The organism is Spirulina subsalsa PCC 9445 (assembly GCF_000314005.1).
Taxonomy (GTDB): Bacteria; Cyanobacteriota; Cyanobacteriia; order Cyanobacteriales; family Spirulinaceae; genus Spirulina_A; species Spirulina_A subsalsa.
Genome location: NZ_JH980292.1, coordinates 3,717,893 through 3,738,709, shown reverse-complemented (window position 1 = coordinate 3,738,709; position 20,817 = coordinate 3,717,893). Strand labels below are relative to the sequence as shown.

Genomic DNA, 20,817 nt, shown 5'->3' with positions numbered 1-20,817 from the left:
GTGGAGGAGGTTCAGGAATCACTGGATTAGATCCCGGCGCCGTCAAAAAATTCTTGTAACTCGCGATCGCCCACCCGACAATAGGAACGTTCCAACCCTTGAATGCCTTGGGTAGCAACCCCCACCAAAACCCGATCTTGATTTTGTTGTTCTTGGAGAGCTTGGATCTGTTGTTCTAACCCCTCAATCCGGTCTACTAAAGCGCGAATCACCGTCGCTTCAGAATCCGGCAAACGACCATGTTCTAAAGGGTCAACCCGCACACCAGAACGATATAACACCCGTCCCGGTACACCCACCACCGTACAATCCGAGGGAACATCCCGCAGCACAACGGAACCCGCACCAATGCGGACATTATTCCCAATCAACAAATTCCCTAAAACCTTTGCTCCGGCACCGACTACCACATTTTCCCCGAGGGTAGGGTGGCGTTTGCCGCTTTCCTTCCCTGTCCCCCCCAGAGTCACACCTTGATAAATCAAACAGTAATCCCCCACAATCGCTGTTTCACCGATCACAACACCCATGCCATGATCAATAAACACGCCCTCTCCAATGGTGGCACCCGGATGAATTTCAATCCCTGTAAAAAAGCGACTGATATGAGACAGAAGACGGGGAATAAACGGGAGGCCAAGATTCCATAACCAATGGGCGACGCGATGCAAGAGCAGCGCCTGCAAACCGGGATAGCAAAAGAGAACTTCTAACCCGTTGCGAGCCGCCGGATCTCGCTCGAAGATGATTTTAAAGTCAGCAATTAGGGTCGAGAGCATCGAATAATCTTAATCTTTTCTGTAATCAGCCATTGACTATCGTACCAAAAACTGAGGAATAATCACCTGTGGCATTACGGATTAATCCAGTCTAATGATTAACAAATTGAGCGGCACTATTAAAAAAACTCCGAGCAATGCCTTGAGTCACCAGAATCACCGCAACTAAGTTCCCAAAGGCAATCATAATCATAATCAAAATCTGATAGAGTGCCGCCGTGAGGGGGTCAATCCCGCTCAAAACTTGACCTGTGAGCATCCCCGGCAAACTGACCAAACCCACAACCATCATTTGATTGATAATAGGAATCAGTCCCGCCTGCATGGCCGCTTTCCGATAAGATGCGATCGCCTGTTGAGGAGTTGCCCCCAAACTGAGATAGGTTTCAATCTCCCCCGGACTCTCTTTTAAGCGACTCACCAAACGTTCCCCCGCCAAAGTTGCCGCATTCATGCCATTGCCCAACACCATCCCCGTTAAGGGAATTAAATACTGGGGACTGTACCACGTTGGGGGTTGAATAATCACCACAATCACATAGGCTAAAGTGATAGCATTACTCGCCCCCAAGGATACCCACAACAAGGGCAACAGGTTTTTAATCTTCTTGCTAATACGATTGCGGGCTACAATCGCGGCAATTGTCACCATGACCCCAATTGCCAACAAAACCGCCCAAGGTTGGTTTATGGCAAAAATCAAGGTCAACCAATACCCCGCTACCAACAATTGCAAAATAGTCCGCCCCGTTGCCATTACCCATTGCCCAGCCAGTGTTAACCCTTGCCAAAGAGACAACACCACCACTAAACCCATCAGTCCCAAAGCTAAGGCAATATCGAGCCAATCCAAAGCAATAAAAGAAGCATCCATAGGATTTGATTCACAGGAATTCTATTGAGCGTTTATCATGAGACTCACATCCCCAAAGTTTTGTAATTATTTCATGGTGTAAACGAGTGAACAACATTCCGCCTCTTGATTTAACTCGACAGTATCAACAAATTGACTCAGAAGTAAGTACCCAAGTCCTAGAGATTTTGCGCTCGGGTCGCTACATCGGGGGGGCAACCGTCAGCGATTTTGAACAGGCCTTTGCCCAATATACCGGAACCCAATACGCCGTAGGCTGTAATTCCGGCACCGATGCCCTCTATTTAGCCTTGCGCGTCCTGAATATTGGCGCGGGGGATGAAGTGATCACCTCCCCCTTCACCTTCATTGCCACAGCAGAAGTGATTTCCTTGGTGGGGGCTAAACCCGTTTTTGTGGATATTGACCCCGAGAGTTATAACTTAGACGTGAGTCAAGTTGAGGCCGCCATTACCGAACGCACTAAAGCCATTATTCCCGTGCATTTATTTGGCCGTCCGGTGGTCATGGATGCTTTAATGGCGATCGCACAGCGCCACAACCTCCTTGTCATTGAAGACTGCGCCCAAGCCACCGGAGCCGAATGGCAAGGGCAAAAAGTGGGCAGTATCGGGCATTTAGGCTGTTTTAGCTTCTTCCCCACCAAAAACCTTGGGGCCTGTGGAGATGGGGGAGCCATCACCACCAACGACCCCAACCTAGCCGCCCAATTGCGGATGTTACGAGAACATGGCAGCAAAGAACGCTACATCCACGAATTAATCGGCGTGAATAGCCGTTTAGACGCGCTCCAAGCCGCCATCTTAACCATTAAGCTCTCCCACCTCGACCAGTGGAACGAAGGGCGTTCACGAGTGGCAGAACGCTATCACCAACTGCTTTCACCCCTCGATACCCTCGCCCTCCCCTCCAATCCCGACCAAGGGAAAGCCGTCTGGAATCAATACAGTATTCGGATTTTAACGGGAGAGCGGGACAACATCCGAGCCAAACTCGCTGAACAGGGCATTAGTAGCATGATTTACTATCCCATCCCCCTACACCAACAACCCGTTTATCAGCACTTAAACTATCCCCCCGATTCGTTCCCCCACTCCGAACAAGTCGCCCGCCAAATCCTCGCCCTGCCCATGTTCCCTGAACTCTCCCCCAGTGAACAGGAACGAGTCGCCAACACCCTACAATCCCTAGTTCGTAGTTGCGCTTCAGCGCCCAGTTAGAGCTTGCTGTTGTCTAGAGGAGGGGGATTATCGGGCTAGTTCGTAGTTGCGCTTCAGCGCCCAGTTAGAGCTTGCTGTTGTCTAGAGGAGGGGGGTTATCGGTCTAGTTCGTAGTTGCGCTTCAGCGCCCAGTTAGAGCTTGCTGTTGTCTAGAGGAGGGGGATTATCGGGCGAATAATAGGGAAGAGGAATTAACTTCCCTCTTCCCTTGTCCCTAAAGGATAGAGCTTAATTAGGGTCTGCTGAATATCCATCTAAGCACTGTTACTAGGACTTTCAGCCGTTTATACCAAATTAAATAGACTTGAGGGCAAAAACCTGAATTTCCCCTGTTCCCTATTCCCTTGACTTCTAACAGCGAGAAACCGCAAGATTTTAGGGATAAATAATCAAAAAGGCTTGCCTTTTTCCGACTCCCCCTGTTCCCTGTTTTCCACCCAGAGTAGAGTTATTCAGCAAGCCCTAATTATCTACACTAATCACGACCATTGAGGGCAATAATTAGCCGTAGAAGGAAGATAAACAGGTTGATGTAGGTCAAATACATCGACAGTGCCGCAGACAGGTATTGCTCGTCACGATAGGCACGGGGCAGAATAAAGAAGTCTAACACCGAGGCCCCGGCAAAAATGAACACCCCGGCCGCAGAGATGCCAACTTCCAAGAAAGTGGGAGTCCCTACACCAAACAGGGCAAAACCCAGTTGACCCACCAAGACCACCAATAGGGCAATCAGGGCAATACTAATCGTCTTGCCCAGGGCAAAACCATCTTCTTCTGAGAGGTTGGAACCGATGCGGCGTCCGGCAATGAAGGCAACCCCGCAACCCAAGGCGGCGATCGCAATTCCCCGGAATCCAACACCAGAAGTCCCTAAAGCATAGGCGATTAAACCACTCAAAGTATAGCCCGATAACAGGCTATAAGTAGTCAGCAAAGGCAAAGCAACAGAGTTATTCCCCTTCTCTGCTACACCCCGCGCCACAAAAAATAGAATCAATTCCACGACCATAGCCGCAAAAAAGGTGGGGAAGAAAATACTGGGGTAACTTTGTAAAACCCCCAACCCACCATAAACGCCTACGGCAGTTAAAACTAAACCACCCCCTAAATAGGGCAAAGCATTAGAGATCACATTCGGCCCAACCAGGGCTTTACTGCGTGCCGCTTTTGCGGTTTCTAGGAAATTACTACTATTAGCCATATTTTCTCCCAGTAACTCCAATCCGGAAAAACTTTAGATGAACAGTGTTTTCTCTATTCTACCGTGCCAATTTCGGGAGGGGAGGTGAGGAGATCCCAACCCCAACAGCACCCCTTACAGTCTACACAACTTAACAATTCTTTAAGATATTGACTTCAGATCCAGTATTTTCACGGGCAATCTTTAAGTGGGTGAATCGGATTTCCGTGAAACAACGATGGTATATACCCCGTTCAGTTTCGACAATAGAGGTAGTTGGGATTACTTTCTAGGGCAAATTGTTGGGACTATTATGTTAACTTCTGCTGCATCTCTCCAAACTCGTGGACTTGAATTATTGATGGCTTACGCCAAAAATCCGTCATTAGAGTTACGAAATCAATTAGTCCGACTAAATTTAGGGTTAGTGCGGAAAGTAGCCCATCAGATGAGGGAGCAATGCAATGAACCCTACGAAGATTTAGAACAAACAGGTTACTTAGGCTTAATTCGAGCCATTGAACGGTTTGATATTCAACAAGGTTATGCCTTTAGTTCCTTTGCCCTGCCCTATATTCGAGGAGCGATGCTGCACTACTTACGAGATAAAGCCAACACCGTGAGGATTCCTCGTCGTTGGCAAGAGTTATATTCTCGGGGGAGAAAGCAGCAGAAGCAGTTAACCGCTTGTTTAGGTCATACACCGAGCGATCACGAACTCGCACAATCATTAGGCGTTTCCCTAGAAGAATGGCGAGATTGTAAGGCCGCCGCCAAACAATGTAACCTAGTCAGTCTAGACGCTCATCTGACCGCTTCGAGTGAGTCTCCCCTCACCCTCGCCGACATTTTGCCCGATGGTGACGAGTTTTCCCGTCGTCAACAACAAGAAGATCGTATCAATATCCAAAGTGCCTTAAGTCAATTAGACCACAAAGAAAAACTCGCCATTGAATTAGTCTTTCTACAAGAATACTCCCGTCGCGAGGCCGCCCAAGCCATTGGTATTAGTCCCATGACAGTCACTCGTTATGTGAACAAAGGGATGAAACACTTAGAGTCACTGCTCACCCCTTCACAGGTGGCGTGTTAACACTCCCACCGTTAACCGAAAAAAAGGGGAAATCATTTAAGACTTCCCCTTCTTGAGTTCAGTATGAAATCGAGAACCTTAGTAACGGCTCATTCCGGGCTTGTAAACAATGAAACTCATGGTTTGGCATTGTTTAATATTGTCAAAGCCAATCACACGCACATAGCTGTTAGGATACTCTTGACGACACTCCCGCACTTCGTTGAGCACTTCTTGAGCAGAGTTCGCAGAGAACAGAGGCAGTTTCCACAGGGTCCAGTGGTGATCCGCCGGGCTGGGATCTTCTTCAAATTCCACCGCCGGGATAAAGCCTTGTTCCAGCATATACTCGATCTGCTTGGCCACTTGCTGATCGGTCAAAGGAGGTAAATAAGACAGAGTTTCGTAACGTTTCTCTTTAGGTAATGTCTTCATGGGTTTCTCTTCCTCGTGGATGGTAATAATTAATCAGTAGAGCTAGGCTCATCTTGTAGCGGAGGACTACCCCCCTCTAACTCAGTCATGGACTCTAAAGAAGGGATCTCAGTCAAGGGTTGAGAACGAGTTAAGCGCTCCAAGACTTGGCGACGATACTCAGCATTAGACTGTTGAATGCCGATTTGCACCATCTCCGGTAAAAATTCTAGAACCGCCTCAGCAATCGTCTCTCGTACAGTGAGAATCCTCAGAACCAGATCCTTATGTTCCAACATCAAGCCTTCTAGATAGATTTCACCATCCTGCATTTTGCCCGCAGAATACTGACCTAACCAAAGGGCTTGGGTGGGGTTCGTTTCCGATAACTGATCAACAATCGTCCGTACTGCCTGATAAGTTAAATAACTTTGCAGAACTTTCGCGGTGTCTTTGGCAATTTGCTTTGGATTCATGCTGCATAAGCTGTCCCAACCCGACTGATTTTAAAGTCAAGCAAAAAGGAGAAAAGTAACTCTAGGTACTTTTTCCTTTTTACTTGTCCTTCCCTCTTAGAGGGTGTCCATTGCCTCGAACTCGAATTTGATTTCTTTCCAGAGTTCGCAAGCGGCTTTCAGTTCAGGGCTCCAACGGCAAGCTTCACGGATGACATCGTTGCCTTCCCGTGCCAAGCTACGACCTTCGTTCCGAGCTTGGACACAAGCTTCGAGAGCCACACGGTTAGCGGTTGCACCAGGCGCGTTCCCCCAGGGGTGTCCCAGAGTACCACCACCGAACTGTAAGCAGGAATCATCGCCGAAGATTTCCACTAGGGCGGGCATATGCCAGACGTGAATCCCACCGGATGCTACAGGCATCACTCCAGGCATGGAAGCCCAGTCTTGGGTGAAGAAAATACCGCGAGAACGATCTTCTTCTACATAGTCTTCGCGCATCAGGTCAACGAAGCCCATCGTAATGCCCCGTTCCCCTTCTAATTTACCCACAACGGTTCCAGAGTGCAGGTGATCTCCACCGGACATCCGTAAGCACTTGGCGAGAACGCGGAAGTGAATCCCGTGATTCCGTTGACGGTCAATTACGGCGTGCATCGCACGGTGGATGTGGAGCAGAACGCCATTGTCCCGACACCAGCGCGCTAAGGTGGTGTTAGCGGTGAAACCTCCAGTGAGGAAGTCGTGCATGATGATGGGGGTACCGATTTCTTTAGCGAATTCTGCCCGTTTGAGCATTTCTTCGCAGGTGGCGGCGGTAACGTTCAGGTAGTGACCTTTAATTTCGTTGGTTTCGGCTTGGGCTTTTTCGATGGCTTCTTGAACGAAGAGGAAGCGATCGCGCCAACGCATGAAGGGCTGAGAGTTGATGTTCTCGTCATCTTTGGTGAAGTCCAGACCACCGCGTAAACACTCATAAACGGCGCGTCCGTAGTTCTTCGCAGACAGACCCAGTTTGGGCTTAATGGTACACCCTAATAAAGGACGACCATATTTATTGAGTTTGTCCCGTTCCACCACAATCCCGTGAGGAGGGCCTTGGAAGGTTTTCAGCAGGGCAACGGGAATCCGTAAGTCTTCCAAACGCAGCGCACGCAGCGCTTTAAACCCAAACACGTTCCCCACCAAAGAGGTCAAAATGTTGGTGACAGATCCTTCTTCAAACAGATCCAAAGGATAAGCCACGAAACAGAAATATTGGTTGTCTTCACCGGGTACGGCTTCGACTTCATAACAACGACCTTTATAACGGTCTAAGTCGGTCAGACCATCAGTCCAAACCGTTGTCCATGTCCCGGTAGAAGATTCTGCGGCTACCGCAGCACCTGCTTCTTCGGGGGGAACACCCGGTTGGGGTGTCATCCGAAAGCAGGCCAGAAGATCTGTATCCTTGGGCGTGTAATCCGGGGTGTAATAGGTCAGGCGGTAGTCTTGGACACCAGCCTTAAACCCAGGAGCAGATTTCGCTTGTACCATATTCCTCGATTCCTCCTTCAACTTTGAGGCGTATTCCTTACTCTTAGCTTTTGCATTTGAATGCAATTTATCTGTTAGGGAGAAGCGACCACGACGGAAAGTCGGTCTACATTACTCGGACTCAACGGGAGAAAACACCATACCCCTTGGCTACCCAAGTTGTGCCAACAATTCGGGTAACTGGACAATTTTGCTGTTTCACCCTAAGCCTGAAGAATGCCTAAGACGGATAGCCCACTTCTTCTTAACTGTGAAGTCAAATTTAATGTCAACGATTTGCTTCTGATAGACTTCAGCTTACCATGAACTTTGGTTTTTTTTAATAAATATTTTTAACTTGTGGCTTTTTTTTCAATATTTCTTTCTTCTAAGTAATATTAAATAAATTAATGATTGGTAAATAGGTGTAAAAAAACATAAAGTTCCAAGATCCTCATTGGGAGAACCTTGATAGATGATGTGCTATTTAAAACTTTTTAGATGTCCTTCAAAAAAATTCTCAGGGATCAAGGCAATTGAAGTTGTTTTTGACTCAAAAACCGAGTCAAAACCATTACTTATGTTTTGCCTTGTATTTGCGGGTTAGGCAATTTTTAAGCTCCTTTCGCTAATCACCGTTAAAAGTTTTTCTTGAATTTTTATTTTTTTTACCTGAGTACATACTCTCACAAACGGTAAAAAAAATGAACCTGATTTACGAATTGTTGCAGACTGGGCGATGAGCGATAAAGCTAGCTCAACAGATTCAAACAAGAGTCTGTTTTGTAAACTCCAATCTACGGGAAACTGGAGGAAGGTTTAACTCATTTTTCCTCACTATTGCGCTGATTTAAACTGTGACCTTGGGGGAATAAGGTCAGTAATAATTGATTGACATAAACCTTGCCAAATACTGGGGTACCCGGAGGTTTGAGGGACTCTTCTGAATCCTGCAAGAATTCGCTGGCTTCGGGATTAGGAGCAGTGGTTTGGAGTTCTCCCTCTGTCCATGGGGAGGGTTCTTCGGATGGGGAGTCTTCTGACCATAAATCCTCGGTTAAAGAACTAGACTCAGCCGCGCTAGACTCTACAGGACTAGGCTCCAAAGCTGGGGTTTCTGCAATAACCACTTGTCGAGAAGGATCCCCGATTAAAGATCCGGCAGGAATGACTTGTAGCTTAGGAACATTGGCGTTATAAATAGTGGTTGCTCCCCCAACACAAGTATTAGCTCCGATTTTGCACTGTCCGATGATTAAAACCCCAGGTCCCAAACTTACCCCGGCTTCTAATTCAATGATGCCTTGATAGGCATTGAGAATAACACCCATACCAATACAAGCCCCGGCTGCAATGATAATCCGACTCTGGGGTGCAGCTTGCAGGATAACTCCGGGAGCGATCGCAGCACTGGGATGAATGGTTACATCACCGTTGATTCGCACAGTGGGCGTATCAACCAGTTGCAAAGGTTGCAAAGGCATGGTTCAAGGGGGCAGGATAAACAAGATCAGAGAAAATTCACTCTTATCAAGGGTCAAGTTGGGGGGGAGATCAGACTTGAATCTTCTTCCCCTCCAGTGGGCTGACCATGAAAGCACCTTATGGACGTTGAATGACCTCTTCAACAACCCGACGCTTGGCTTGGGTATCAATCCCCAACAACCGAACATATTCCCCTTGGTGTTCGGCTAAACAGCCTTCTAAGTGGGCTAAGACTTCCGGTTCATAGGAGGAGTTAATGGGGGAGCAGGACTGCCAAGATTTCACCCGATAGCGGCGTTTATCCGCGTGTTCGGTTCCCACTTGATAGCCTTGGCGCAGGATAGAGCGCACCATGTCCACCACTTCAGGGCTTAATTTCCCTTGAACTTTCCCATTACCGTTACTGGCGGGGGCGGGGGCTTCTACGGCACTGCTAGCGGTGGCGGTGCGAGAGGTGGCGGCCGGGGCGGGGGCGGCTTCTGCGGGACGTTGGATGATGGTTTGTGTCACCCGACGTTTGGCATTAGAATCCACGCCAATCAACCGGACATATTCCCCGTTATGTTCAGCTAAACGGCTTTTCAGTTCGGCTAAAACTTGAGCTTCGGTGTTACCGTTAATCCCTTCACAGGTTAGCCAAGATTTAGAGCGGTAACGGCGTTTGTCGGCGTGTTCGGCGCTGATGCTGTAGCCTTGACGGAGCAGGGAGCGCACTTGCTCGATGGTTTCGGGGCTTAAGTGCCCACTGCCGTTGCCGTTCCCGTTGCCGTTGCCATTATACGCAGGACTAGCTCCATTACTAGAGCTAGTAAAACTGCTAGAGGGGGTGCTGGGGGCGCTATCGTCGGGGCGCTGGATGATCATTTCCAGAACGCGACGCTTGGCACTGGCATCAATCCCAATCAGGCGGACATATTCCCCTTGATGATCGGCTAAACAGGCGGCTAATTCCTGTAATGCCCCGGCTTCGTGGGTGGCTTGAATTTGGGGGCAGGTGAGCCAAGATTTGGAGCGATAACGGCGTTTGTCGGCGTGTTCGGTGCCGATTTTGTAGCCTTGACGCAAGAGAGCGCGCACTTGTTCGACCACTTCAGGACTCAGACCGCCGGAACTACTGCCACTATTGCCACTGGAAGCTTTAGCGCGGACAACTTTCCCGGGGCGAGTCCGTTGGGGGGTGGCGATACCATCAGGCCGTTGAATAATGGCTTCGAGGACGCGGCGTTTGGCGTTGGTATCAATGCCAATTAAGCGCACATACTCGCCGCTATATTCGGCTAAGATGTTTTCGATTTGTGCGAGAACTTGGTCTTCGCGGTGTCCTTCGACTGCTCCACAAGTGAGCCAAGATTTGGAACGGTAACGACGCTGATCGGCGTGTTCTAGTCCAATGCCATAACCTTGTCTAAGGAGAGATCGCACTTGATCAACTGTTTCTGTCTTCAAACTCATACTTCCTACCAATGTTTGATAATCAACTTGATAATCAACCTCGGCCGTTTGGCCATTCCCCGGACTTAACTGGCTCACCCCATTACCGTGGGTTGAGCCACAAGAGGGATCTTCTGTACTACAATATTCCGGATGGAATCCCTTTTCGATGCCCATTACATGACGAGCAAAGGTTTTGTCTTGCTCTTCCACATCCGGCAGCCGATCCGCTTGTTGCTGATTAGTGATCACAGACCCAGACGGAACATATTTCCCCGGTGCAATCTCGACATCTTGAATTAAGGTGTGCATCATCACGATACAACCGTGGCCGATGCGAGCGTTAAACACAGTGGAGCGGAAGCCAATAAAGCAATCATTGCCCACATAAGCCGGGCCATGAATCAACGCCATGTGGGTGACATAGGTGTTGTTCCCAATCCAAGCGGAGTAAATTTGTCCATCATCTCCAATGATTCGACCCCGCTCTAACCCATGAATCACAACCCCGTCTTGAATCCTTACGTTTTCCCCGATGTAAAAAGGAAAACCTTCATCGGCTCGGATGGATGTGCCGGGGGAAATTCGCGCATTTGCACCGACGCGCACATCTCCAATGATGTTGGCGAACGAGTGGATTTGAGCAGTTTTGTTGATTTGGGGTTCGGCTAAACCCGGAGTTGGAGGAGCCGCTGTTCTGCGGACTGCCATGACTCTATCCCTCCCAAAATTAAGGGCAATTTGTGCGGTTTGGATGGGGGTTGGGGTCAGGTTTTGAGCGTTCTAGTTTCTCAGGTTCAACCCCACTCACCCCTTGCAAGGATCGCACTTCCGGTGGCCTGGACCGCCTCAACTTGAGCTTTAGGCGTTGCTCGGGTCAAGAGGATAGGGTCTTGGGCTGGTGCGAGCTTGCGGTGAACTACCCCACCTACAAGGGGATGGGGCTTCCCAACTTAACGGCAACGGCCTTTACGGATGACTTGCGCCCCCGATGATGGTCTTACATTGCCTCCCGTTAGGCAGTAACGCTAGTTCCTAACGCTAATCGTCTTAAAATTCGGCAAGTCAAAAGGTGTCATTGAACATATTTTTTGAGACTTGACGCGAATGAGAAGCCCCTCATTTCCCTAGGGATCACTGCCTAGCGATAACGGTATTCGTCTTTTTTGCTATACAGCAAACCATTACTCACGGATACCGTGTCGATAATGCCCACAATGATTGCATCGACGGGACGGACATCAGGGCCTTCGGGATGGGGTGCGATCGCCCGACGACTGACTAACACCCACTCATCCAAGCCCGCTCCCACTGGATCACTTGCCACTTCGTAGCGAGGCAACAGTTCCCCCTCTCGATCAACAAATTGAACCAGTAACAGCTTAACCCCCGTCATAGTCGGAAGTTTTTGCGTGCTGACCACCGTGCCACAAACCTTTGCAATCTGCATTATGGTATTTCTTATCGCCTTATCGTCTTAAAGCACTAGGGTTTACGCTTTCCCGGAACTGTTCCACCGCCTCGGTGTAACGAATGGGTAGGACATATTCCAGATTTTCATGGGGACGTGCAATGATATGAGTCGAAAGCACTTGTCCACCGTTCACCCGTTTAACGTTTTCAATGCCCGCAGAGACGGACGCTTGAACTTCAGAGACATCCCCCCGCACAATCACGGTGACACGACCTGAACCGATTTTTTCATACCCCACTAAGGTTACACGGGCCGCCTTTACCATCGCGTCCGCCGCTTCTACAACGGCCGGAAAACCTAAAGTTTCAACCATTCCAACAGCAATTGACATGAGTTTATACTCCTATTTAAATAATCGAAAGGGATGTTCTTAAAGCCCCTCGAACCCGCTCACTCAACTGGCGAATTCGCGCCCTTATTCAGCACAGGCTAATAAGTCCGGAACTGTTCCACCTCTTCGGTGTAACGAATAGGTAGGACATATTCTAGGTTTTCATGGGGACGTGCAATGATATGAGTCGAAAGGACTTCACCACCATTGACGCGACGAGCTGACTCGATTCCCGCAGAAACAGAAGCCTGCACTTCAGAAACATCCCCCCGCACAATCACGGTGACACGACCTGACCCGATTTTTTCATAACCCACTAAAGTTACACGAGCGGCCTTGACCATTGCGTCGGCAGCCTCCACTACAGCCGGGAAACCCAACGTTTCAATCATTCCTACAGCAATTGGCATATCTTAAAACTCCTCTGGGGCAAGCAATCACAAAATAAAAAGGACAATCCATGAATGAACTAAACTGAATGGATCTGAGCTTTAGCGAATTCAGGATCCAAAATTCTGGGCAACTTCACCCACATAACCAGCTTACATGAGCAGGGGACACAAACTGACTGAATTGGTTCACCCAGTTTCAGATTGACTCAGTTTTGGATTGACTCAGTTTGAGTGTCATTCCTTGGGTTAATTCTTAATGAATTCACCACCCACCCCCAGCCTGAACAGTTAGTCATAAACAGTCTGCATCACTAATCGCAACCTTCCCCAATCTGGGTCAGTCCAACATGGGGCAGTCCAACATGGGTCAGTCCAATTTTGGGCAATGAATTTTGAGACTAGGACTTGAAGCACGGGGGGGGTTAATTTTTAACCTAGAGACAAGCATAGGAAACCGTTGTACCTTTGACAATATAAATCTTTATGATATTTTTAAATGACACCGTTAACAAAAATTAATAAGTCAAGAGAAAAGCGTTGTCCCAAGGGGCGACAGTTCTTTCCCGAGGGGGATTTCCCTTGCCTTGACTGTGTTTTATAATTTCTTCACCTCAAAAGCCGTCGGGTCAATTTTCGGCGAGTCAAAGGCTAAAGCTCAGAAGGGTTAGAAGGCGGTCGGGAGCGATTTTTGAGGGGGGTAGACAAGGTGGAACTCCTGTTAGGAGTTGCTTGAAGGCTGAAGGGAAGTGTAGGCAGAATGGTCTTCAAGGCTGGGTATAGTGTTTAACCGCTTGCGTCTCATCTTAACTAGCTGATCTTAACTTGCTGATCTCTACTCATTTGTCAATGAGTAATTGCTCACAAAAACGTTAAAAAATATCTCGAATTCTATATTCTATCCGTCTCAAAAGTCTTAGAGGTCGCCTAGCAGTTAACGAGGGACTGGGTGAATAGACTAAAGATCCAAAGTATGCTATGCAGTTTGAAGGGCATCCCTAGGTCAATAGGTTTTTTTTGTGTTTTTTGTGATTTTGTTATTTTCCGTTTAGCTAATTTATGGCTTTTAGTTCTTGTATTTGCCCTCATCTTCTATGACAAACTTCTTTCTAGAAACGAGTTGGTTTATTCCGGTTTATGGACTTATTGGTGCGGTTTTAACCCTACCTTGGTCTATGGGGGTTATTCGCCAAACAGGACCGCGACCTGCGGCTTACTTTAACCTCCTGATGAGCTTTGCCGCTTTTTTGCATGGCTCAATTGCCTTTCAATCGATTTGGGGAAATCCGCCCCAGCAATTAATTTTAAATTGGTTACAGGTAGCGGATTTAAACTTAACCTTAGCGGTGGAAATTTCCCCGGTGAGTTTAGGGGCGTTAGAAGTGGTGACGGTGATTAGTTTACTCACTCAAATCTACGCCCTAGGCTATATGGAAAAGGACTGGTCTTTAGCCCGTTTTTATGGGCTGATGGGGTTCTTTGAAGCAGCATTAGGGGGAATTACCATTAGTGATTCTTTACTCTTAAGTTACGGACTATTGGAGGGCTTAACGCTCTCGACCTATTTATTAGTGGGGTTTTGGTATGCTCAACCCTTAGTAGTGACAGCCGCCCGGGATGCCTTCCTGACCAAACGGGTGGGGGATATCATGCTGTTAATGGGTGTGGTGGCTCTATCGAGTTATGGGGAAGGGTTGGACTTTAGTGATTTAGAAAGCTGGGCTGAAACGGCTCCGGTTGCCCCTTTAACAGCCACCTTATTAGGATTAGCCTTAATTGCTGGACCAACAGGGAAATGCGCTCAGTTCCCCCTGAATCTGTGGTTAGATGAGGCGATGGAAGGGCCGAATCCGGCGGGGATTATGCGCAACTCTATTGTGGTGAGTGCGGGGGCCTATGTGTTGGTCAAGTTGCAACCTGTTTTTACCTTATCGCCCATTGCTTCGGATGTGTTGATTTTGATTGGGACAGTGACGGCGATTGGAGCTTCTTGGATGGCGATCGCACAAATTGACATCAAGCGCACTCTATCCCACTCTACCAGCGTCTATCTGGGGTTAGTCTTTATTGCCGTGGGACTGGGACAAGTGGATATCGCCTTTATCTTACTCTGTACTCATGCGATCGCCAAAGCTCTACTATTCATGAGCATTGGTTCCATTATCCTCAACACCAGCAACCAAAACATCACCGAAATGGGCGGTTTATGGGCGAAAATGCCCGCCACCACCAGCGCCTTTGTAGTCGGTTCCGCCGGATTAATTGGTTTACTCCCCTTGGGAATGTTTTGGACCCTCCAACGCTGGTTAAATGGCTCCTTACACATCCCCCTCTGGTTAATGCTCATCCTCTTATTCGTCAATCTGTTGAGTGCCATTAACCTCACCCGAGTATTCCGTTTAGTCTTCTTAGGCTCCACCCAACCCAAAACCCGACGCGCCCCCGAGGCCCCTTGGGCGATGGCCTTTCCTATGGTGACATTAACCATTCTCACCTTACTCGTCCCCATCGTCCCCATTCGCTGGCCCTTTTGGCTGAGTCTCACAGCCCCCCTCAGTGAACCGGATAGTCCTTGGTTGCCCTTTGCCCTTCCCCTACTCATGGCCTCGGGTGTTTTGGGCTGTGTGATTGGCTTCACCCTACCCCTAAATCGGTCTTGGGCAAGGTCTAGTCGGGTCTATATCCGCTTTTTTCAAGACCTCTTCGCCTATGATTTCTACATTGCCAAAATCTATGATTTAACGGTGGTCTGGGCGGTTGCTACCCTTTCTCAACTCACGGATTGGGTCGATCGGTATATTGTCGATGGAGCCGTTAATTTAGTGGGATTCGCCACCTTTTTCAGTGGCAATACCTTGAAATACAACATTTCCGGTCAATCCCAATTCTATGTTCTGACCATTTTATTGGGGGTTGCCGTCTTGTTGTGGCTCACCTTTAGCGGTCAATGGTCGTTTATCTTAAACTATTGGTCTTCGATTCTGAGTCAATTGTATTAGGGAACGGGGAACGGGGAACGGGGAGCAGGGGAGCAGGGGAGCGGGGGAGCAGGGGGGCAGGGGAGCAGGGGAATAGCTAAAACTCTTGACTATTCGCGACACCCGATTCCCTAGGGCGCAAGCATTGCGCCCCTACACCGATTCCCGATTCCCGATTCCCGATTCCCGACTCCCGACTCCCGACTCCCGACTCCCGACTCCCGACTCCCGATTCCCTGTTCCCTGTTCCCTATTCTCCGACTCCCTCTATTTGTTGCTTCTCCGAAAAAAACCATGCTCAGTGCTTTTATTCTGCTTCCAGTCTTGGGTGCTATTCTAATTAGTCTGATTCCCAATACCAACCCCAATCAAAATCGACCCCGAATCATTGCCCTCTTTTTTGGGGGAGCAATCTTGCTGTGGAATGTGATTCTGGGGTTTCAGTTTGACCCCAGTCAAACAACCATGCAGTTTACAGAATATATCCCTTGGATTAGTTGGTTAGGGTTTAACTATCATCTGGGTTTAGATGGCCTGTCCTTACCCCTATTGTTTTTAAATAGCTTTTTAACCGTTGTTGCCATTTACAGCAGCAACGTCAATATTCAACGCCCCCGTTTTTACTACGCCCTGATTTTGTTATTAAGCACTGGGGTAGCCGGGGCCTTTTTAGCCCAAGACCTGTTACTGTTTTTCCTGTTCTATGAACTGGAAATTATCCCCCTTTACTTCCTGATTGCCATTTGGGGGGGCGGCCGTCGAACTTATGCGGCGATGAAGTTCTTAATCTATACGGCCGTATCAGGGATTTTAGTCTTGGCAGCCTTCTTAGGCTTAGTTTGGTTTAGTGGTGCCAGTACCTTTGACTATGAACCTTTACGGGAGCAGGTGATTCCTTTGGGGATTCAACTATGGTTATTAGGGGCTTTGTTAGTGGGATTATTGATCAAAATCCCCATTTTCCCCTTCCATACTTGGCTGCCTGATGCCCACGTAGAGGCTTCTACTCCGGTTTCGGTTCTTTTGGCGGGGGTGTTGTTGAAGTTGGGAACTTATGGTTTATTGCGCTTTGGGGTGGGGTTGTTCTTCGACGCTTGGATTACCCTTGCTCCTTGGTTAGCCACCTTAGCGGCGATTAGTGCTTTGTATGGGGCCTTGGCGGCGATCGCACAACAAGATATGAAAAAGGTGGTCGCCTACTCCTCCATTGCTCACATGGCCTACGTTCTCTTAGCGGCCAGCGCCTCTACCCCCCTCGCCCTAACAGCCGCCATGTGTCAGATGATTAGTCATGCTTTAATCTCTGCCCTCTTGTTCCTCTTAGTGGGGGTGGTGTATAAAAAAACCGGCACCCGAGATGTGAATGTGTTACGGGGGCTGTTGAATCCCGAGAAAGGCCTCCCCATTACAGGGAGTTTAATGATTTTAGGTGTGATGGCCAGTGCTGGGATTCCGGGGATGGTGGGTTTTATCGCCGAATTTCTGGTTTTCCGGGCGGCTTTCCCCATTTTCACATGGCAAACCTTAGTTTGTTTAGTGGGAACAGGACTGACGGCTGTTTACTTCCTGCTCATGATTAATAAAGTCTTTTTCGGGCGTTTAACTGAGTCCTTAAGTCAACTGCCTCAAGTGGACTGGGGCGATCGCATTCCCGCCATGATTCTCGCCTTATTTATTGTTATTTTGGGATTACAACCCAGTTGGATGGTGCGCTGGAGTGAAACCGATGCTACAGCCCTCGTCGTGAGTCCAAGTTTACTCAGTCAAGTCGCCCAAGCCAAAGATCACGCCTTACCCCTCCCCCCAGGCATCCTGGGGGAGGATCTCTCCCTCTTGCCTTAACCTGACTTCCCCTTGAAACCAGTCCCTTCAAGACCCCATTCCCAGCCTCTCATCTTGATTTGCCCCCCTAAAGAACACTATGGTAAACACTCCCACCAAATCCCTTGAACGGCACCCCCTCATTGACTACATCCAACGATTAGAACGAGGAGAAGCCCTCTTACAAGACTCTCCCCAAAACGTCACCGAAGTAGTCGGCATCCTCAAAAGTTACGGCGTAGTCTTGGATGCCTACTCCCGTAACCTGATCTACACCTCACAACATCAGTTTCTCGTCCTCTTTCCCTTCTTTAAATACTTTAACGGCGATGTCTCCCCCTCCCGTCTGGTCAAACATTGGTGGCATGACCGGATTAACTTTGAATATGCCGAATACTGCATGAAAGCCATGTTCTGGCACGGGGGGGGCGCGCTGGATGAATACCTAGACACCCCAGAATTTAGACAACGGGCTAAACAAGCCATTCAAGCCCGTTGGCAGGGTAATCCCTTCCTGTTAACCCTGAATAAAATTTTCCCTGAATTCCTGCCCGAACAAGTGCGGGTCATGGCTTACTACAGCGCCCTAGGTCAGTTTTGGCGCGTGATGAGTGATATTTTTATCGAGTTGAGCGATCGCTACGATCACGGCGAAATCCAACATATTCCCCAAGTCGTGCAGCATATCCTGGATGGTTTAGTCGCCGATGCCAGCCGCCCCATCACCTACCAAGTGGAAATCCGAGGCCAAACCTACCCCATTATCCCCCCCGAAGTTGGCCTAACCTTCCTCATGGACACCGCCGTTCCCTACGTTGAGGCCGTCTTCTTCCGAGGAACCCCCTTCCCTGGCACCATTTCCTACAACGCCCAAGCCTACCAAATCCCCGGCGACCAAGCCAGTTTCACCTACGGCGCACTCTACGCGGATCCCCTCCCCGTTGGCGGTTCCGGCATTCCTCCCACGTTGTTAATGCAAGATATGCGCCACTACCTCCCTGACTATCTGCACCAAATTTATCAAACCACCCAACGGCAAGAAGATGATTTATTAGTGCAGATTTGCGCCACCTTTCAAAAGTCCATGTTTTGCGTCACCACCGCCGCCATTACCGGGTTAGCCCCCCATCCCCTAAACACCACCGACCCAGCCGAAAAAGCAGCTAACCGGGAATATTTAGTCGGGTGGATGAATCGCTTTATTACCTCTCGGGTAGAAGCCATTAATCGATAAACTTTCAAGTCTTGGAATTCACTTGGGGCGTGCTGAATAACTCTACTCGTGGGGCTAGAGAACAGGAAACGGGAAGGGGAGTCGAAAAAAGGTAAACTTTTTTGATGATTTAGGGCTTGCTGTTCACTTCGTGACGCTCCGCGAACGCGTTCGCGTTCGCGTTCGCGAAGCGTTGCGTAGCAAAGCGTTGCGTAGCAATATAACTCTACTCTGGGTGGAAAACAGGGAACGGGGAACAGGGAACAGGGGAAATTCAGGTTTTTGCCCTCAAGTCTATTTAATTTGGTATAAACCGCTAAAAGTCCTACTAACAGTGATTAGAGGGATATTCAGCAGACCCTATTTATTCCCCCGAAAACCCCTCAAACCAACCCAGAACGCAACGCAATCACCGCCGCCTGTACCCGATCATCCACCGAAAGCTTATTCATCAACCCTCGGACATGAGTTTTAATCGTATTAGGACTTAAATAAAGAATCTCCGCAATCTCATTATTGCTCTTCCCCTCCACAATCCACTTCAACACCTCCATCTCCCGTTCCGATAACGTATGCAGTGCCTCCCGCTTCTCCATAGACGTGGGTGAGTGGAGATTATTCATCACCAAACGGGCAACTTGTGGATCCAAATAAGATCCCCCCTCCTTGGCCGCTTGAATCGCCGTCACCAAGCGCTCAATATTCGCCCCCTTAATACAATACCCATCCGCCCCACTCGACAAAGCAGCCACCACTTCCCGTTGTAGTCGATGAGACTTTAACATTACCACCCCCATAGTGGGAAACTTTTCCTTAATCTGTTTAGTTGCCGAAATCCCATCCAAACGCGGTAAACCAATGTCCATCACCACCACATCTGGTTTCAGGGTTTCCGCCGCCTCTATCGCTAAATAACCATCCTCCGCCTGCCCCACTATCTCGAAATCAGAGACGGTACTCAGGGTTTGTTCTAAGCCCAATTGCATCATCGGCTCATCTTCAACAATCAGAATCCGGAGTTTTCCTTGGGAAACAGTGTCAGACATGGGAGCGAGTTAAAATCAGAGAAAATCAATAAGGATCACCCGGTTGTCGAACGGAATCAACTACTCCTCATTGTACCAAGCCCCGCCCCCTCCTCCGAAACCCACCCGCCTTGAGTCGGGAGACTGTACAGGAAGGGGCTTGATCCCCAAAAATATCCTCGTCGTTTAGCTAAAATATATGTCCTTACTGTGGAGCGTCAATCTAATTCTAGGGGAGCAACAAGGTGGGGAGACTCTACAGGGGGCTGGGATACCTGACATTGATTCCGTAGCCCCATTAGGGCGATCACAAAGCCCACCAAAATCCCAATCCCCAACAGCCAAGCGTGGGTAGCATCAAGGGAGAGAAGCAGGCGGCGATCGCTGCCATAAATTTGGATCGACCAGCCTTCAGAACTAACGGGATATTGGAGTTTCTGCATTTATCCCTCCAGACAAACATCTGTAGCGGGCCCGTCAGCCAGATAACACAGGGCGCGGAAGCGCAAGGCGATCAACTCTTCATAAAGAGGATTGAGCTTACACAAGGGAGGAATCACCAACAGCGTCCGCCCTTGCCAAACAATCTTCCGGGCAAAGGGACATTGATCGGGAATCCAGCGACAGATTGATTGGGCAATCGCCGCATTGCGGATTTCAAACCGATTGAGCCAGTAGCGCAGAGGGGAGAGGACATCAACCGATAACTCACGAGGCTGATTCACGGATTGGGGGGATTGAGTGGTTTTGAGGTTGTTTATAAAAGTCATAGAACTTATTTCCTTTGGGTGGCTTGTTTTTAGCTTATAAATAAAACAGGCTGATGTAAACAGGAAAACAATATAACTTTTATCTATTATTGATAAGTGCAACTTAAGCTTTAGCCCACAGTAGACAGGAGCAAGAGGGCGAAAAATTTTTCGCCCTCACTGCCCTAGGGTAGGGCTTGCTGAATAACTCTGCTCGTGGGGCTAGGGAACAGGGAACAGGGGGAATCGCAAAAAGGCAAGCCTTTTTGATTATTTATTCCTAAAACCTTGCAGTTTCTCGCTCTTAAAACAGCTAAAAGTCCTAGTAACACTGCTTAGAGGGATATTCAGCAGACCCTAGGGTAGGGCTTGCTGAATAGAACCAGACGCTAGCGAATAGAGACTTCCG

The 20,817-nt window shown here is 48.7% G+C and carries 21 protein-coding genes; 5 read left to right on the top strand and 16 right to left on the bottom strand.

The window, feature by feature from the left end; translation table 11 throughout:
• Window positions 1-26: 26 nt before the first annotated feature.
• On the bottom strand, window positions 27-779 hold the full coding sequence (cysE, locus tag SPI9445_RS0117065; protein WP_017305987.1) for a serine O-acetyltransferase: 753 nt from the start codon (window positions 777-779) through the stop codon (window positions 27-29).
• A 91-nt stretch (window positions 780-870) separates the two neighbouring features.
• Window positions 871-1,653 (bottom strand): ABC transporter permease, encoded by a 783-nt coding sequence (locus SPI9445_RS0117060; protein ID WP_017305986.1) that lies wholly within the window; start codon window positions 1,651-1,653, stop codon window positions 871-873.
• A gap of 86 nt (window positions 1,654-1,739) precedes the next feature.
• Between SPI9445_RS0117060 and SPI9445_RS0117055 the strand changes: the two genes are divergently transcribed.
• Window positions 1,740-2,873, top strand: coding sequence for a DegT/DnrJ/EryC1/StrS family aminotransferase (locus SPI9445_RS0117055; RefSeq protein ID WP_017305985.1), 1,134 nt, complete (start codon window positions 1,740-1,742; stop codon window positions 2,871-2,873).
• Window positions 2,874-3,348: 475 nt separating this feature from the next.
• Here the strand turns inward: SPI9445_RS0117055 and SPI9445_RS0117050 are convergent, their stop codons facing one another.
• Entirely contained in the window at window positions 3,349-4,077 is a 729-nt protein-coding gene (locus SPI9445_RS0117050; protein ID WP_026079883.1) for a Bax inhibitor-1/YccA family protein, read from the bottom strand.
• A 292-nt stretch (window positions 4,078-4,369) separates the two neighbouring features.
• Here SPI9445_RS0117050 and SPI9445_RS0117045 point away from each other — a divergent pair, with 292 nt between their 5' ends.
• Complete coding sequence (locus SPI9445_RS0117045; protein ID WP_026079882.1) at window positions 4,370-5,149, top strand: sigma-70 family RNA polymerase sigma factor; 780 nt, start codon at window positions 4,370-4,372, stop codon at window positions 5,147-5,149.
• Window positions 5,150-5,227: 78 nt separating this feature from the next.
• Here the strand turns inward: SPI9445_RS0117045 and SPI9445_RS0117040 are convergent, their stop codons facing one another.
• From SPI9445_RS0117040 to SPI9445_RS0117005, 9 genes are all read right to left on the bottom strand, one after another.
• A complete protein-coding gene (locus SPI9445_RS0117040; RefSeq protein ID WP_017305982.1) occupies window positions 5,228-5,563 on the bottom strand; it encodes a ribulose bisphosphate carboxylase small subunit in 336 nt (111 codons plus the stop codon).
• Window positions 5,564-5,592: 29 nt separating this feature from the next.
• Window positions 5,593-6,018 carry a RuBisCO chaperone RbcX gene (gene rcbX / locus SPI9445_RS0117035; RefSeq protein ID WP_017305981.1) on the bottom strand — a complete coding sequence of 142 codons (426 nt, stop codon included), beginning with the start codon at window positions 6,016-6,018 and terminating at the stop codon, window positions 5,593-5,595.
• A gap of 96 nt (window positions 6,019-6,114) precedes the next feature.
• Entirely contained in the window at window positions 6,115-7,533 is a 1,419-nt protein-coding gene (locus tag SPI9445_RS0117030; RefSeq protein WP_017305980.1) for a form I ribulose bisphosphate carboxylase large subunit, read from the bottom strand.
• 582 nt (window positions 7,534-8,115) lie between these two features.
• The gene (locus SPI9445_RS30715; RefSeq protein WP_164674545.1) at window positions 8,116-8,286 is read right to left on the bottom strand and encodes a hypothetical protein; all 171 of its coding nucleotides are present in this window, start codon (window positions 8,284-8,286) and stop codon (window positions 8,116-8,118) included.
• A 50-nt stretch (window positions 8,287-8,336) separates the two neighbouring features.
• Entirely contained in the window at window positions 8,337-8,996 is a 660-nt protein-coding gene (locus SPI9445_RS0117025; protein ID WP_017305979.1) for a beta-carboxysome scaffolding protein CcmN, read from the bottom strand.
• Window positions 8,997-9,114: 118 nt separating this feature from the next.
• Entirely contained in the window at window positions 9,115-11,139 is a 2,025-nt protein-coding gene (locus tag SPI9445_RS0117020; protein WP_017305978.1) for a beta-carboxysome scaffolding protein CcmM, read from the bottom strand.
• Between the two features lie 430 nt (window positions 11,140-11,569).
• A complete protein-coding gene (locus tag SPI9445_RS0117015; RefSeq protein ID WP_017305977.1) occupies window positions 11,570-11,878 on the bottom strand; it encodes a beta-carboxysome shell vertex protein CcmL in 309 nt (102 codons plus the stop codon).
• Between the two features lie 19 nt (window positions 11,879-11,897).
• Window positions 11,898-12,233, bottom strand: a complete 336-nt coding sequence (locus tag SPI9445_RS0117010) for a carbon dioxide-concentrating mechanism protein CcmK (protein ID WP_017305976.1) — start codon at window positions 12,231-12,233, stop codon at window positions 11,898-11,900.
• A 98-nt stretch (window positions 12,234-12,331) separates the two neighbouring features.
• A complete protein-coding gene (locus tag SPI9445_RS0117005; RefSeq protein WP_017305975.1) occupies window positions 12,332-12,643 on the bottom strand; it encodes a carbon dioxide-concentrating mechanism protein CcmK in 312 nt (103 codons plus the stop codon).
• A 1,073-nt stretch (window positions 12,644-13,716) separates the two neighbouring features.
• On the opposite strand from SPI9445_RS0117005, the gene SPI9445_RS0117000 reads away from it, so the two are divergent.
• Window positions 13,717-15,621: an NAD(P)H-quinone oxidoreductase subunit F gene (locus SPI9445_RS0117000; protein WP_017305974.1), complete on the top strand. Its 1,905-nt coding sequence runs from the start codon at window positions 13,717-13,719 to the stop codon at window positions 15,619-15,621.
• A gap of 110 nt (window positions 15,622-15,731) precedes the next feature.
• Here the strand turns inward: SPI9445_RS0117000 and SPI9445_RS30710 are convergent, their stop codons facing one another.
• Entirely contained in the window at window positions 15,732-15,896 is a 165-nt protein-coding gene (locus SPI9445_RS30710) for an AraC family transcriptional regulator (RefSeq protein ID WP_071525301.1), read from the bottom strand.
• On the opposite strand from SPI9445_RS30710, the gene SPI9445_RS0116995 reads away from it, so the two are divergent.
• Window positions 15,895-17,442, top strand: coding sequence for an NADH-quinone oxidoreductase subunit M (locus SPI9445_RS0116995; protein WP_017305973.1), 1,548 nt, complete (start codon window positions 15,895-15,897; stop codon window positions 17,440-17,442). The genes SPI9445_RS30710 and SPI9445_RS0116995 overlap by 2 nt on opposite strands.
• Window positions 17,443-17,521: 79 nt before the next feature.
• A complete protein-coding gene (locus tag SPI9445_RS0116990; RefSeq protein WP_017305972.1) occupies window positions 17,522-18,655 on the top strand; it encodes a CO2 hydration protein in 1,134 nt (377 codons plus the stop codon).
• A gap of 362 nt (window positions 18,656-19,017) precedes the next feature.
• On the opposite strand, the gene SPI9445_RS0116985 is transcribed toward SPI9445_RS0116990, so the two are convergent.
• The 3 genes from SPI9445_RS0116985 to SPI9445_RS0116975 form a co-directional block, all read right to left on the bottom strand.
• Window positions 19,018-19,680, bottom strand: coding sequence for a response regulator (locus SPI9445_RS0116985; RefSeq protein WP_017305971.1), 663 nt, complete (start codon window positions 19,678-19,680; stop codon window positions 19,018-19,020).
• A 197-nt stretch (window positions 19,681-19,877) separates the two neighbouring features.
• Window positions 19,878-20,102, bottom strand: coding sequence for a hypothetical protein (locus SPI9445_RS25960; protein WP_017305970.1), 225 nt, complete (start codon window positions 20,100-20,102; stop codon window positions 19,878-19,880).
• A complete protein-coding gene (locus SPI9445_RS0116975) occupies window positions 20,103-20,429 on the bottom strand; it encodes a Mo-dependent nitrogenase C-terminal domain-containing protein (protein WP_017305969.1) in 327 nt (108 codons plus the stop codon).
• Window positions 20,430-20,817: the final 388 nt, after the last annotated feature.